Below are 13,516 nucleotides of genomic sequence, written 5' to 3'. Positions count from 1 at the left end.
GCCAGAATCGCGTTATGAAAACGTTATCCATCGATGTTCGCCGTGCTGAACCGTATGATGCGCGCGCCATTTCCGAGGCGCACCGTCTGTCGTGGCAACAGGCCTATGCCGGGCTTATCCCGCATCGGCCGTTGACGCAGATGCTCGAGCGTCGTGGAGAAGTCTGGTGGAAAAAGGCAACCAAAGGCTCCGCAACCATGCTGGTGGTGGAGGTGGCCGGTGTGGTCGCCGGATATGCGACGCTGGGCCTCAGCCGGGCACGCGGGCTGCCGCAGGACGGCGAGATATACGAACTTTATCTCCGGCCGGAATATCAGGGCATCGGGCTTGGCTCGCTGCTGTTTACGGAAGCGCGCAGACTGCTGACCTCGCTTGGCTGCAACGGCATCGTTGTCTGGTGCCTTGAAGACAGCGATGTGGCCAACCGCTTTTTCCGCTCTCACGGTGGCCGCGATATCGCCGAAGGCATGGAAGATTTCGACGGCAAGTCGCTTCGCAAGGTCGGTTTCGTCTGGAACTGACAAACAATGCCAGGTGATTTGGCCCCGGGGTTCGTTCTCGCGGCCGGCCATGCGCAATTGCGATAGCCTCAAATCCCGCATTCTGCCTTATCCGCCCAAAGCCATGTTGCAATGCGGCGACTTTCCCAGTATCGAAAAACCAAATCCAACCCGTCGAATGAGGGAAGCGAATGCGTATCGATGCAATTTCCGTAGGCAAGAATCCGCCGGATGACGTGAATGTCATCGTTGAAGTGCCGGTCGGTGGACACCCGATCAAGTACGAGATGGACAAGGATGCCGGTGCGCTGATCGTCGATCGCTTCCTCTACACGCCTATGACCTATCCGGGTAACTATGGTTTCGTGCCGCACACCCTGTCTGACGATGGCGACCCGATCGACGTTCTCATCTGCAACACCCGTCCGCTGGTTCCGGGCTGCGTCATCAATGTCCGCCCCATCGGCGTGATGATCATGGAAGATGACGGCGGCAAGGACGAGAAGATCCTCGCCGTGCCGGTTCCGAAGCTGACGCGCCGTTACGACAAGGTCCACAATTACACCGACCTGCCGGAAATCACGCTGAAGCAGATCGAGCACTTCTTCGAGCACTACAAGGATCTGGAGCCCGGCAAGTGGGTGAAGATGGGCGGCTGGCAGGATGTCGACGTCGCCAAGAAGCTGATCGTTGAAGCCATCGAGCGCTACAAGGCGCAGGGCTGATCTAAAGCATGTCTCCCAAAAGTGTGCAGCGGTTTTGAGACCAAGACATGCTTAAAAACAAAGATCTAAAGCGCGTCGCATGAATCAGATTAGACGCGATGCGCTTTAGTTTTCGAGCTTTTTGAATAGCTCTTCGAAATCCTCCGGGTCGGTGTCGATCCGGAGGATTTTTTTACGCGCCGTTTCGCCTGAAACGAAGCTGATGGAGGATTTCGGCAGGCCGAGTTTTTTCGCCAGCAAAACAATCAGGGCCCTGTTGGCCTTGCCGCCTTCCGGCACGGCGCTGACGCGGGCCTTCAGATGCGCGTTTCCCTCCGCATCCTTTTCCACGCCGTCGACGGCGTTCCGCCCGCCATTCGGTGTGAGGCGGACGGTCAGGCGGACATGGTCGCTATGCTTCTGCCAGCAGGCGCTCAAGCGACCATCGGGTAAAGCGTGTTCCACATGAAGGAGCGGATGAAGAAGATGATCAGGAGAACGATGATCGGCGAAATGTCGATGCCGCCGAGATTGGGCAGAATGCGGCGGATGGGGCGCAGAACCGGTTCCGTGACATTGAACAGAAAGCTGCCGATGGCGTTCACGAACTGGTTGCGGGAATTGATGACGTTGAAGGCGTAAAGCCAGGAAAAAATAGCGCTGGCGATCAGCACCCACGTATAGAGGTTCAAGGCCAGATCGATGGTCTGAAACAGGGCAAGCATCAATATCTCCGTATCTTGGTTGCAAGACATTTAGACATTGAACCGTGAACCGGCAAGTGTTGCGCCAGATCGTAATGATCTTTGGTCTGAGCGACCGGCGATCATCACAATCTGGCTCGTGCCTTTGCAGCGGGATTTCAGACGAAAACCGCTCACACTTTTCGTCATCCCGTCAGTGAGGGCTGGCGATTCCTGTGATATCGCTCTATTGCAAAGCTCTCATATTGTCTCGCGAGCACCCAGCCGATGTCCCTCCCTTCCGCCGAAAACCGTTTCGGTGCATTCCGGCACAGTTCCTATCGCCGCTTTTTCAGCGCCCGGTTTTTTTCGGCCTTCGCCATCCAGATCGTCAGCGTCTCGGTCGGCTGGCAGATGTATGAGGTGACCGGCAACGCCTTTTATCTCGGCCTGATCGGTCTTTTCCAGTTTCTGCCGTCGCTGCTTCTGATCCTCGTCACCGGAACGGTCGCCGACCGGCACAATCGTCGGCGCATCATGTCCATATGCCTGCTGATTGCGGCGCTGTGCGCTGCCGCTCTTCTGGGTCTTACGCTGACGCACAGCTTTTCCCCCTGGCCGGTCTTCGCCATTCTTGTCGTCTTCGGCATAGAGCGCGCCTTCATGGGGCCGGCGGTTCAGTCGCTGGCGCCCAATCTCGTGCCGGTAGAGGATTTGCCGAACGCCATCGCCTGGAATTCCTCTTCGTGGCAGATGGCGTCCATTCTCGGTCCCGTCGCTGGCGGCCTGCTTTATGGCCTCGGTGCTTCCGTCGCCTATAGTGTGGCATTCGTGCTCTTCATCGTATCGGCGGCGCTTGCGGTGACGATCCGCAAGCCGGAACAACGCGGCCCGGCAAAAGCCATCAGTCTCGAAACCATGCTCGCCGGGTTCAAATTCATCGCGCAGGAAAAAATCGTTCTCGGTGCGATCTCGCTCGATCTTTTCGCGGTGCTGCTGGGCGGCGCGGTGGCGCTGATGCCGATTTTTGCCAAGGAAGTGCTGACGCTCGGGCCATGGGGCCTCGGGCTTCTGCGGGCAGCACCCGGCATCGGGGCCATCACCGTTGCGGTCATTCTGGCCTTCAAGCCCATTCGTCACCACGCCGGTCTGCTGATGTTTACCGGCGTCGGCCTCTTCGGCATCTCCACCGTGGTCTTCGGGCTTTCGCAAACCGCGTGGCTGTCCATCGCCGCGCTGGTGGTCATGGGCGCATCCGACATGGTATCGGTTTATGTTCGCGAGACCCTGATCGCGCTGTGGACGCCGGATGAGGTGCGCGGGCGTGTGAATGCCGTGAACATGGTGTTCGTCGGCGCATCGAACGAGCTGGGCGAATTCCGCGCCGGCACCATGGCGCATGTCGTCGGGGCCGTACCGGCCGTTGTCATCGGCGGGGCGGGCACGCTTGCTGTGGCGGTTATCTGGGCGCTCGGTTTCTCCAGGCTGCGCAAGATCGACAATCTGGATGCGCCGCACTGACGGCCACGGGCCTCAGCGCTGCGCCTTCCCCTCAAAAACGAGATCGAGGAAATTGCCGAGCCAGGCCCTGAGCGGCGTGTCGAACAGCATGCGGCCTTCCAGATGCTGGCTGCCCACCTGCGCATTGGGCATGCCGAAGCGCTGCGCGCCGCGCACCACCCAGCTATGCATCATGGCGCGGGTCAGCTCGGCGTGAAACTGCAGGCCCCAGGCATTTTTTCCATAGCGGTAGGCCTGATTGGGATAGGTCTCGCCGGAGGCCAGAAGTTCGGCTCCGCGCGGCAGCTCGAACCCTTCCTTGTGGAAATGATAGACCATCTTCGGCCAATGCGGCATCAGAAGCCGCCCATGTTCGGTGGCATGAAGCGGATACCAGCCGATCTCCACCTTGCCCTCCCTGTCGGGCTCCACCTTGCCGCCGAGATGTTTGGACAACATCTGCGCGCCGAGACAGATCCCGAGAAAGGGCTTGTTTTCCTTCAGCGGCACCTTCAGCCAGTCGATTTCGGCTTTGACGTAGTCATGAGAATCGTTAGCGCTCATCGGGCCGCCGAAGATGATGGCGCCCGCGTGTTTCTCCAGTGTCTGCGGCAGGTCATCGCCGAGTGCAGGGCGTCTTATATCCAGACGATAGCCTTTTTCCACAAGCATTTGGCCGACGCGGCCGGGCGTGGAACGTTCCTGATGCAGGACGATGAGCAGCGATGGTTGTTTTCTCTGTTGCCTGGAAGGGTCAAACAGCATCGTCGTCGTTTTCGCTTTCTTCAGCGGGCCCGGACCTCGTGGCGGCCTGCTGACGTTGCAGAACCCTGTCGCGCACGGATACACCAAGCAGGTCGGCGACTCGCCAGATCACATGGTCTTCCATTTCGCTTCGTTCGCCGTCAGCGTAAACAATATCCCATAATATGCCAATAAGCTCCACACGCTGCTCTTCATCGAGATGGCGGCGTATATCGGTGGTGAAGCGGTAATAATCGACGGCTTCCTTGCCGGCCTCCTGGCCAGCGGCGAGAAGCGCATCCAGCTTTCCGGCATCGAGATGGTAATAATCCTGTAGGATTTCGCGCAGGCGGTCGCGCTCGCTTTTCGAGACGGTGCCATCCGCTTCCATGACCTGGAAACAGAGGGCGGCCACCGCCACCCTCAGATCGTCCGGGCTGAAATCATCCCCATGCGGGCCGACGAGGTTCTGAATAAACGACTGTATTTGCTGGAACATCGATATCCTGTTCGTCAGAAGAGTTTGAGCCGGGTCTTGGGTTCGGCTTCCGCACCGGGTTTCTTGACGCCCGGATCATCCGGCGCGCCGCCGAAAAACGGCACGGCTTCCGCCTTTTCATCCGCGGCACCGGTTTCCACTGGCGCTTCGATTGTGACCGGCTTTTTCTCCTGCGGGACCGAAACGGCCGGCTTGACCTTGATCGGTGCGGCCGGGGCGGGTTTCGGGTCGGCGCGCGTCTCCGGCGCGGCTTCGACAATGATCGTCTTCGCGGCCGGTTCGGCCCGTGCGGGCGCTGCGGCAATCGCGTTTTCGATCGTCAGGTCTTCAACGGGCGCTTCGAGCTGGCCGAAAGGCGCTTTCCATTCGAAAGCATCGAGACGGCCGGTGACCGGCGAGACCGGCAGCCATTTTTCCGAAACGACGCCGTCGGCCACCCAGGCGGGGTCGCGCGGCGCGCGCAGCGCCTGCGCCATCCAGTAGCGCACACGGCCCTGATCGCCGCTTTCGGCCTCCTCGATATCGGCCATCAGCAAGAAGATGCTCTCGCGCGGTTCGATCCGGGCGGCGGCCTCGGCCTTCGCTCGCGCCTTGGCAAATTCCTTGGCGTCGAGCGCTGCCTGCGCCACGGCGAACAGGGATTCGATGTTGTTGGGCTTCAGGCCCTCAAGCCGCTCAGCCCGTTTCAACCGGTCGATGGCAGTATCGCCGCTGCGTGCGCGGACATAAAGTTCGGCGATCTGCGGGTGCGGATCGTTTTTCCAGACGGGTTCCAGAACCGTGGCTGCCTTGCGCAGATTGTCTTCCCGGAGATAGGATTTCGCCGCGATCAGCGCTGCCGGAACCAGGCTCCTGGCAAGCTTGAGAGCGTGCTTGGCATCCTCGCGCGCGCCAACCGGATCGCTTTCCAGCTTTTCACCGGCCTTGGCAGTAAGAAGCACGGCTTTCAGACGTTCCGCCTCACCGCGTTCGATGACGCCGGCTGCCTGCTGCTGGTCGAGCAGGCGGATGGCATCGTCCCACTGTCCGTTGCGGCAGCGGTTTTCCAGCGTCGCCTGCGCGGCCCAGGGCAGATAGGGAGCCTTTTCCGCTGCATCCTCGGCATATTGCTGGGCGGCTTCATAGGCGCCCTGACGGCGGGCCTCGATATAAAGGCCGCGAAGGCCAAGTTCGCGAGTCTCGGGATCGCGGGCCATGGCTTCGAATTTGCGCCGCGCCTCGTCATATTTGCCTTCGATGAGATCGGCCTGCGCATCGAGCAGATGGATCAGCGGCTCCTGATCGGCGCTGAGCAACCCTTGAGTACGGGCCGTCATCTTGCGGGCGAGGATGGCATTGCCGGCCCCGGCAGCGATGAGCCCTGTGGAGAGCGCCTGATAACCCCGGTCGCGCTTGCGGGCGCGGAAATAACGACGGGCGGCATTGGGTGAGGTCCAGATGGCATTGACGATCCACCAGACCAGCATGACGGCGGCGACCAGCGCCGCGATGATGGAGGCGGCGACCATCAGGCTCATTTCGATCAGCTGGCCCTGCCAGACGATGGAGAGCACACCCGGCCTGTCGGCCAGCCAGGAGAAACCGAAGCCGAGAGCCAGAACGATAAGGGCGAAAGTCAGAATTCTGGTCATGCCCTTACCCCTGCCTGCCGGTGCTGGTGATGGCGCGGTTCAATGTGCCGCCCACCAGATTCTCGACCTCGATGCGCGCATCCAGCGATTTCTTGTAATCGGCGGATGCCGTCTTGGCGGCATCGGGAAGCCCGTTCCATTCAAGTGCTGCGCCCTGCAGATCGCCGTTGCGCAGCTTGTTTTCCATGCGCGCGATCTTGGCCTCAGAGGTTTCGCCCTCGATATTTCCGACCGGACGCACCTTTACCAGCGAAAAAGCGCTTTCGGTCAGGCGTTCCATGATGCCCTGATTGGGGTCAGGCTGGTTGATCGCGGAAAGCATCGCATTGGCGACGTCAGGGAATTTCTGCATCAGTTCCGAACGTGACGGCACACCGGTTGCGGCGAAGGATTGCAGCGATGCGATGGCCGGATCGTCGGGCGTTACCTTGGACAGTGTGTCGAGTTCCGTCAGGAACGGCCCACCGCGATCGATCGCGGCCTTCAGCGCGGCGGAAGCGATGGCGCGGGCGACTTCGATATCGTCGCGCGGCTCGTTGATCTTGGCTTCCGCATCCGCAAGACGGCGTGTCAGTTCCGCCGTCGCCGATGCCTGCGCGGATCGCTCCGACTGGAGGGTGGATTCCAGCGCGGCGATTTTTTCCGACAGCCCATCCACCTGCGGGGTCTCACCCTTTGCGCTTTCGAGGGTTGCGATGCGCTGTTCCAGCGCTGAGGTGTCGGCGGCTGGCGCATTGGCAAGCTGCTGCCGCAAGCTGCCGAGATCGGTTTTCAGTGCGGCGATTTCCTCGCTTCCCGCCTTGCCTGCATTGAAGGAGGGCAGGATGCCGGCATATTGCATGCTGCCGGCGGCGGCGAGCGCGACAAGGCCGCCGACGATACCTGCCGCGATCAGGCCGGAGGTCGCGGCCTGTTTGCGCTCCTCCTGCTGCGGTGTGGAGGGCTTTGCCGGCCCCGAGGAGGAGGAGGTCGCCGTCGTTGGTTTTGCAGCGGTGGCGCTGCTGGATGCTGTGGAGCCGAAGGCCGGCTTCGCAGCAGCTGCTGCGGCCGCCGCCGCGCTCGTGTCGGTGGTGCCCGTCGACGGTTTTGTATCGGCTTTAGGCGAAACGGGGGCCGGCGAGACGGGGTCTTTCTGCCTGTCTGCGGCGCTCTCAGCCTTCGGTGCCGTGGCTACGGATTCCGCTTTGCCGACATTGGGTTCGGGCTCGATAGGGGTTTTCTTGGGCTGGTCCCAGATGGGGGCGGCGTTTCCCGTTGCGGCTGCTTCGGGCTTTGTCTCCGAAACACCCGGCTCTGCGGTGGCCTCAGGTGTTTTGTCACCGGGCTTTTCGTCCGTCTTGGCAGCGTCCACGTCGGCGGAAATTGCTTTCACGTCTTTGGCGTCCAGGTCGATGGTGACCGGTTCGGCTTTGGACTTGGAGTGGCGTGGCGGCTTTCCCGATACCATGACAACCTCATTTCTGCCTGCAGTAATCTAAACCTAGTCAGTGACGGCGGCAAAGGAAAGAGGCGAGCTCGAATTAGGTTCCAGAGTTGTGGCGTAGAAGTTCAAACATCGCGGCTTCGCTCGGTTCTTCGGCGGCCTTGGCATTTGCGCGGAAGATTTCCGGAACGAGAGAAAACACGTTGCGGCTGATGCAGATGAATTGTGTCGTTGCCAGCGCCGCCACGTATTTTTCCGTCAATACATGATGAAAAAACGCCCGCGCCGCTTCCGATGAATAGAGCAGGACCACATCGGCAGCGCTTTCGACAAGCGCCGTCTCTAGCATCGTCTCCGAAATGTCGGAGGGCAGCATCTCGTAACAATCGACCGTTCTGATCGGAATGCCGGCGGCGGTAAGGCCTTCCTCGAAGACGGCGCCACGGGGCCTGCCGGCGAGATAAAGCAGGGGCTCTTCTTCGGAAAATAGAGTCCGGTGCTCAGCCACCAGCGCGGTCAGACTCACGGCGTCGCCGGAAGCGGTGAAAATCCGTTCGAAGCCGGTTTTTGCCGCCGCTTCCGCCGTTGCTCCGCCGACGGCAAAAAGCGGTTTTGACAGATAGGGAGCCAGCCCGTCCCGTAATGTTTCCAGCGCCCGCAGCGCCTCGGCGCTGGTCACAGCGATGGCCGCCAGCGGGCTGGATAGTGCCGAGACGGCGCGTTCCCCATGATGGGCGGGATAAAACAGCGGAAGAAGCACCGGCGCATGGCCAAGCGCTTCAAGCTTTGCGGCCGTCCTTTCGCCCGAACGCTGCGGCCGGGTGACGACGATCCGCATCGGCTCAGCTCCAGCCTTTGAAGAAATTGCTGCCCGCCTTGGCGCGCACGTCTTCGCCGGCTTGCCGGCCGAGCTTTGCCGCATCGCGGCGGTTGCCGGAGGCTTCGATGCCGTGGCTCGTCTGGCCATCGGGAGTGAGGATCAGGCCGGAAAAGTGCAATTCCTCACTATGGCAGGTGGCATAGCCGGCAATCGGCGTGCGACAGGAACCATCGAGTGCTGCCAGAAAGGCGCGCTCGCAGGTCACGGCATCATAAGTGGGCCTGTCGTTTATCGGTGCGAGCAGTTCGTCCATGCGCGTATCGCCGATGCGGCTTTCCACGCCGATTGCGCCCTGGGCCGGAGCAGGAGGGAATTCTTTCGGGTCGAGAATTTCCGTCGGCACATTGTCCTTACCAAGTCTCTTCAGGCCAGCAAAGGCGAGAAGCGTCGCATCCGCCTGGCCTTCCTCCAGCTTGCGCAGGCGGGTATCGACCTGACCGCGGAAGATGATAACGTTCAGATCCGGCCGCAGGCGGCGGATCAGCGCTTGGCGGCGCAGGGATGCGGAGCCGACCACGGCGCCCTGCGGCAGCTCCAGCAGCTTCGGTGCGGTGCGGCCGATGAAGGCGTCGCGTATGTCTTCGCGCGGCAGGAAAGCGGACAGATAGAGCCCTTCGGGCAGAAGGGTCGGCATGTCCTTGGAGGAATGCACGGCCATATCGAGTTCGCCGGATAGAAGCTGGCTTTCCAGCTCTTCGGTAAACAGGCCCTTGCCGCCGATCTCCGATAAAGCACGGTCGGTTATCCGGTCGCCCTTGGTGGACAGCACGACGATTTCGAACATTTCTTCCGGCAGGCCATGCGCCGCCATCAGCCGGTTGCGCGTCTCGTAAGCCTGCGCGAGCGCCAGCGGGCTGCCGCGCGTGCCGATTCGGAAAGGTTTTGTTTGCATCCGCGTCTATCCATTGTTACCGGAGTTGTCTTAGACCAACTCAGCGCATGATCGCAATGAACGAACAGATTTGATGACCCCCTTTCTTCGTATCCTCGGCATAGAGACAAGCTGTGACGAAACCGCTGCATCCATTGTGGTTCGGCATGCGGACGGCCATGGCGAGATCGTCTCCGACGTCGTTTTGTCGCAGCTTGAGGAACACAGCGCCTATGGCGGCGTGGTGCCGGAAATTGCCGCGCGCGCCCATGTCGAGGCGCTGGATACGCTGGTGGAAGAAGCGCTGGAGCAGGCGGGCGTGACCCTTGCCGATGTCGACGCCATCGCCGCCACCTCCGGCCCCGGCCTCATAGGCGGCCTGCTGGTGGGCTTGATGACGGGCAAGGCCATCGCCAAGGCGGCCGGCAAGCCGCTTTACGCCATCAACCATCTGGAAGGCCACGCGCTGACGGCGCGCCTCACCGACGGTCTGTCTTTTCCCTATCTGATGTTGCTCGTCTCCGGCGGCCATACCCAGCTGGTGCTGGTGCGTGGCGTGGGCGATTATGAGCGTTGGGGCACCACCATCGATGACGCGCTGGGGGAGGCCTTCGACAAGACCGCGAAACTTCTGGGCCTGCCCTATCCGGGTGGGCCTGCGGTCGAGAAGGCGGCGGCGAAGGGTGATCCGAACCGCTTTCCGCTTCCGCGTCCCATGGTCGGCGAAGCACGGCTCGATTTTTCCTTTTCCGGCCTGAAGACGGCGGTGCGGCAGGCGGCGACCGCCATCGCGCCGCTTTCCGAGCAGGATATTGCCGATATCTGCGCCTCGTTCCAGAAAGCGGTGTCGCGCACGCTCAAGGATCGGATCGGCCGCGGCCTTGCCCGTTTCAGCCAGGAATTTCCGCATAAAGAAAGAGAGCCTGCTCTGGTCGTCGCCGGCGGTGTTGCCGCCAATCAGGAAATCCGCCAGACGCTGCAATCGCTTTGCGATACCCATGGCTTCCGCTTCGTCGCGCCGCCGCACCGGCTCTGCACCGATAATGCCGCGATGATCGCCTGGGCGGGGCTGGAGCGCATGGCGGACGGCCGGGACCCCGATCCGCTCGAAATCCCGCCGCGCTCGCGCTGGCCGCTGGATGGCAGCGCGGAGACATTGATAGGTTTCGGTAAAAGGGGAGCCAAGGCCTGATGCAGCGGGAGAAAATCGTCGTCATCGGCGCCGGCGCCTTCGGAACAGCGCTTGCTGTGGTCATCGCGCTGGAAAACCGGCATGACGTGACCCTGCTCGGCCGCGACCCATCGCTGATGGCCGACCTCAGGAGCGAGCGCGTGCACGAGGCGGCCCTGCCGGGCGTCGATCTGCCGGATGCGCTTGAATTTTCCGCCGAGCCAGATGTGCTGGCCGGCGCCGGCATCGTCCTCTTCGCCATGCCCTCGCAGGCTCATGCCGATGCGGCCCGTCACTACGGTCCTTATCTGGCTAATGACTCTATCATTGTCACCTGCGCCAAGGGTATCGACCGCAGCTCCGGCCGGCTGCTGACAGAACTTCTGGAAGCGGAACTGCCGCATCATCCGATTGCGGTTCTGTCCGGTCCGGGCTTTGCGGCCGACATAGCACGGGGCCTGCCGACGGCCATGGCGATTGCGGCGGAAGATGCGGTGATAGCCGAGCGGCTTGCGACCACGATTTCCGGCAAGACCTTCCGGCTTTATGCCTCGACCGACCGCATCGGGGTGCAGCTTGGCGGGGCGCTGAAGAATGTTCTTGCTATTGCCGCCGGCATCGTCGAAGGCGCGGGCCTTGGCGATTCCGCCCGGGCGGCGTTGATTTCGCGCGGCCTTGCCGAAATGTCGCGTCTCATCGTTGCGATGGGCGGGAAGGCGGACACGGTGCGCGGCCTCTCGGGCCTTGGCGATCTGGTGCTGACCGCCACCAGCCACCAGTCGCGAAACCTGCGTTTCGGTATCGCGCTCGGTCGGGGTGAGGGCAAGGACATGTCCGGCGGGCTGGTGGAGGGCGCTTTTGCGGCAGCCGTCGCCGCCCGGCTCGGGGAAAGTCACGCTGTCGACATGCCGGTTACCGAAGCGGTGGCCGCTATTATTGACGGCAATCTGGATGTGGCGAGCGCCATGCAACAATTGATGACACGGCCCATCACCACCGAATGAGGGCGGGTCTTCGCTCCAAACCGCTGACGCGTTTGGAAGACATGTTTTAACGAGGAGACGAAAATGCTGTTTGCCTTTATCTGCAAGGACAAGCCCGGCCATCTGAATGTGCGCATGGAAACGCGCCCGGCGCATCTGGAGCACCTGAACAAGCTGAATGCCGAGGGCACGCTGAAGATCGCCGGTCCGTTTCTGGATGCCGAAGGCAAGCCGAATGGCAGCCTCGTGATCGTTGACGCCGCCGATATCGATGCCGCGAAGGCTCTCGCCGATGCCGATCCCTACGCCAAGGCCGGCCTGTTCGAAAGCGTTGACGTGAAGCCCTATAATTGGGTCTTCAACAATCCGGGAGCATGACCGGACATGGCGAATTACTGGCTTTACAAGTCCGAGCCGTTCAAATGGTCCTGGGAAATGCAGAAGGCCAAGGGCGAGGCGGGCGAAGAATGGACCGGCGTGCGTAACTATCAGGCGCGCAACAACATGCGCGCCATGAAGATCGGCGACAAGGGTTTCTTCTATCACTCCAATGAGGGGCTGGATGTCGTCGGCATCGTCGAAGTCTGCGCATTGTCGCATCCGGACTCGACCGCCGAAGGCGATCTGAAATGGGATTGCGTGGATATCCGCGCCGTCTGCGACATGCCGCAGCCCGTTTCGCTGAAGGATGTGAAAGCCAATCCGAAGCTGGCGAAGATGTCGCTTGTCACTTCCATGCGGCTTTCCGTGCAGCCGGTGACGGAAGAGGAATATCTCGAGGTCTGCCGCATGGGCGGTCTCGCCAATCCACCGAAGTCACCGGACTGATGCTTCGGTGAGGACCGATCCCGAACGCTTCATTCTCGACAATACCGCCATCATGCATCCGCCGCATGTGCCGGAGTTGCGTCTTCATCTCGCCACCGAAGCCCATGAGCTGTGGCTGAAGACGGAGGAGGAGCTGGAAGCGATCGGTCTGCCGCCGCCCTTCTGGGCCTTCGCCTGGGCCGGCGGGCAGGGGCTTGCCCGCTACGTTCTCGATCATCCCGACAGCGTTTCCGGCAGGCGCGTGCTGGATTTCGCCAGCGGCTCCGGTCTGGTCGCCATCGCTGCGGCAAAGGCGGGCGCCGGTGCGGTTCTGGCGGCCGATATCGATCCCTGGACAGAGGCGGCCATTCGGCTGAATGCGGCTCTCAATGGCGTGGACGTTGCTTTCACCGGGCTCGATCTGGTTGGGAAAGCGGTTGAAGCGGATGTTCTGCTGGCCGGCGACGTATTTTACGACCGTGCCTTTGCCGAACTTCTCGTACCGTGGTTTCTGGAACTGACGGAAAAGGGCGTGACCATCCTAGTCGGCGATCCCGGACGCGCTTATTTGCCCAAAGAGCGGCTCCGCGCGGAGGCGACCTATCAGGTGCCGGTGACGCGGGCGCTGGAAGACAGCGAAGTGAAGAAGACCACAGTGTGGCGTTTCATCTGATCAGCGCATCACGCATTTGCAGTAAAACCGCTTCATGCTTTTACCGGAAATACTCTATGGCCGGATAATGCAGACGCCATGTTCATAGGCGCAGGCGTCGCCAGCGGTTTCAGCGCGGACATTGATGATTTTCGCCTTTGGCGCAAGCTGCGTGCCCGTCGCAACCGCTGCGCCTTTCCGTGAAAGCCCGCCGCCGATTGCGAAATAATTGCCGTTGCCGCGAACGCGTAGCGCCGATATCGCACCCACGTAAGTACCGCCGGAGAGGGTGGATGGCAGCCCGTCCGTTGAGAAGCTCACCTGCGATTGACGATGCTGATAGTTGTGCTGATAATCACGGCGGCCATAAGAATTCTCTGCCGCCGCCGGAGGCACCACAGTGAAAATGACGCCTGCGACCATCATGGTCAAAGCGGCGATTCGGCGCTGTAACATGAGCCTCATTCT

General features: G+C 61.4%; 17 protein-coding genes. 8 read left to right on the top strand and 9 right to left on the bottom strand.

Annotated features, from left to right (window positions below):
• Positions 1-14 precede the first annotated feature (14 nt).
• Together AGR7B_RS13315 and ppa are read left to right on the top strand one after the other, a co-directional pair.
• Positions 15-521 carry a GNAT family N-acetyltransferase gene (locus tag AGR7B_RS13315; protein WP_080856841.1) on the top strand — a complete coding sequence of 169 codons (507 nt, stop codon included), beginning with the start codon at positions 15-17 and terminating at the stop codon, positions 519-521.
• Between the two features lie 170 nt (positions 522-691).
• Positions 692-1,225 carry an inorganic diphosphatase gene (gene ppa, locus AGR7B_RS13310; protein ID WP_003523485.1) on the top strand — a complete coding sequence of 178 codons (534 nt, stop codon included), beginning with the start codon at positions 692-694 and terminating at the stop codon, positions 1,223-1,225.
• Between the two features lie 105 nt (positions 1,226-1,330).
• Here ppa and AGR7B_RS25910 read toward each other — a convergent pair whose 3' ends face one another.
• Together AGR7B_RS25910 and AGR7B_RS25905 are read right to left on the bottom strand one after the other, a co-directional pair.
• A complete protein-coding gene (locus AGR7B_RS25910; RefSeq protein WP_162934130.1) occupies positions 1,331-1,642 on the bottom strand; it encodes a DUF167 domain-containing protein in 312 nt (103 codons plus the stop codon).
• Positions 1,639-1,929 (bottom strand): YggT family protein, encoded by a 291-nt coding sequence (locus AGR7B_RS25905; protein ID WP_003523487.1) that lies wholly within the window; start codon positions 1,927-1,929, stop codon positions 1,639-1,641. The genes AGR7B_RS25910 and AGR7B_RS25905 overlap by 4 nt, the downstream gene beginning before the upstream one ends.
• Positions 1,930-2,175: 246 nt before the next feature.
• Here AGR7B_RS25905 and AGR7B_RS13300 point away from each other — a divergent pair, with 246 nt between their 5' ends.
• Positions 2,176-3,408 carry an MFS transporter gene (locus AGR7B_RS13300; RefSeq protein WP_080856839.1) on the top strand — a complete coding sequence of 411 codons (1,233 nt, stop codon included), beginning with the start codon at positions 2,176-2,178 and terminating at the stop codon, positions 3,406-3,408.
• Between the two features lie 12 nt (positions 3,409-3,420).
• Here the strand turns inward: AGR7B_RS13300 and AGR7B_RS13295 are convergent, their stop codons facing one another.
• The 6 genes from AGR7B_RS13295 to hemC form a co-directional block, all read right to left on the bottom strand.
• Positions 3,421-4,152, bottom strand: a complete 732-nt coding sequence (locus AGR7B_RS13295) for a glutamine amidotransferase (protein ID WP_080856838.1) — start codon at positions 4,150-4,152, stop codon at positions 3,421-3,423.
• Complete coding sequence (locus AGR7B_RS13290; protein WP_080856837.1) at positions 4,142-4,630, bottom strand: tellurite resistance TerB family protein; 489 nt, start codon at positions 4,628-4,630, stop codon at positions 4,142-4,144. The genes AGR7B_RS13295 and AGR7B_RS13290 overlap by 11 nt, the downstream gene beginning before the upstream one ends.
• Before the next feature lie 14 nt (positions 4,631-4,644).
• Positions 4,645-6,261, bottom strand: coding sequence for a heme biosynthesis protein HemY (locus AGR7B_RS13285; protein WP_080856836.1), 1,617 nt, complete (start codon positions 6,259-6,261; stop codon positions 4,645-4,647).
• A gap of 4 nt (positions 6,262-6,265) precedes the next feature.
• Complete coding sequence (locus tag AGR7B_RS13280) at positions 6,266-7,708, bottom strand: COG4223 family protein (RefSeq protein ID WP_080856835.1); 1,443 nt, start codon at positions 7,706-7,708, stop codon at positions 6,266-6,268.
• A gap of 73 nt (positions 7,709-7,781) precedes the next feature.
• Positions 7,782-8,522, bottom strand: a complete 741-nt coding sequence (locus AGR7B_RS13275; protein ID WP_080856834.1) for a uroporphyrinogen-III synthase — start codon at positions 8,520-8,522, stop codon at positions 7,782-7,784.
• Positions 8,523-8,526: 4 nt separating this feature from the next.
• A complete protein-coding gene (hemC, locus tag AGR7B_RS13270) occupies positions 8,527-9,456 on the bottom strand; it encodes a hydroxymethylbilane synthase (protein ID WP_080856833.1) in 930 nt (309 codons plus the stop codon).
• Positions 9,457-9,529: 73 nt separating this feature from the next.
• Here hemC and tsaD point away from each other — a divergent pair, with 73 nt between their 5' ends.
• The 5 genes from tsaD (at position 9,530) to AGR7B_RS13245 (ending at position 13,069) form a co-directional block, all read left to right on the top strand.
• Entirely contained in the window at positions 9,530-10,627 is a 1,098-nt protein-coding gene (tsaD, locus tag AGR7B_RS13265) for a tRNA (adenosine(37)-N6)-threonylcarbamoyltransferase complex transferase subunit TsaD (protein ID WP_080856832.1), read from the top strand.
• Complete coding sequence (locus AGR7B_RS13260) at positions 10,627-11,610, top strand: NAD(P)H-dependent glycerol-3-phosphate dehydrogenase (protein WP_080856831.1); 984 nt, start codon at positions 10,627-10,629, stop codon at positions 11,608-11,610. Before tsaD ends, AGR7B_RS13260 begins: the two co-directional genes overlap by 1 nt.
• Before the next feature lie 63 nt (positions 11,611-11,673).
• Positions 11,674-11,967, top strand: coding sequence for a YciI-like protein (locus AGR7B_RS13255; protein ID WP_003523501.1), 294 nt, complete (start codon positions 11,674-11,676; stop codon positions 11,965-11,967).
• Between the two features lie 6 nt (positions 11,968-11,973).
• Positions 11,974-12,417 carry an EVE domain-containing protein gene (locus AGR7B_RS13250; protein ID WP_003523502.1) on the top strand — a complete coding sequence of 148 codons (444 nt, stop codon included), beginning with the start codon at positions 11,974-11,976 and terminating at the stop codon, positions 12,415-12,417.
• Positions 12,418-12,424: 7 nt separating this feature from the next.
• Complete coding sequence (locus AGR7B_RS13245; RefSeq protein WP_080856830.1) at positions 12,425-13,069, top strand: class I SAM-dependent methyltransferase; 645 nt, start codon at positions 12,425-12,427, stop codon at positions 13,067-13,069.
• Positions 13,070-13,123: 54 nt separating this feature from the next.
• Here AGR7B_RS13245 and AGR7B_RS13240 read toward each other — a convergent pair whose 3' ends face one another.
• On the bottom strand, positions 13,124-13,504 hold the full coding sequence (locus AGR7B_RS13240; protein ID WP_161987766.1) for a hypothetical protein: 381 nt from the start codon (positions 13,502-13,504) through the stop codon (positions 13,124-13,126).
• Between the last annotated feature and the right edge of the window lie 12 nt (positions 13,505-13,516).

This window comes from Agrobacterium deltaense RV3 (genome assembly GCF_900013505.1).
Taxonomy (GTDB): Bacteria; Pseudomonadota; Alphaproteobacteria; order Rhizobiales; family Rhizobiaceae; genus Agrobacterium; species Agrobacterium leguminum.
Note: the sequence above shows the minus strand (reverse complement) of the source record. Positions and strands in the feature narration are given on the sequence as shown.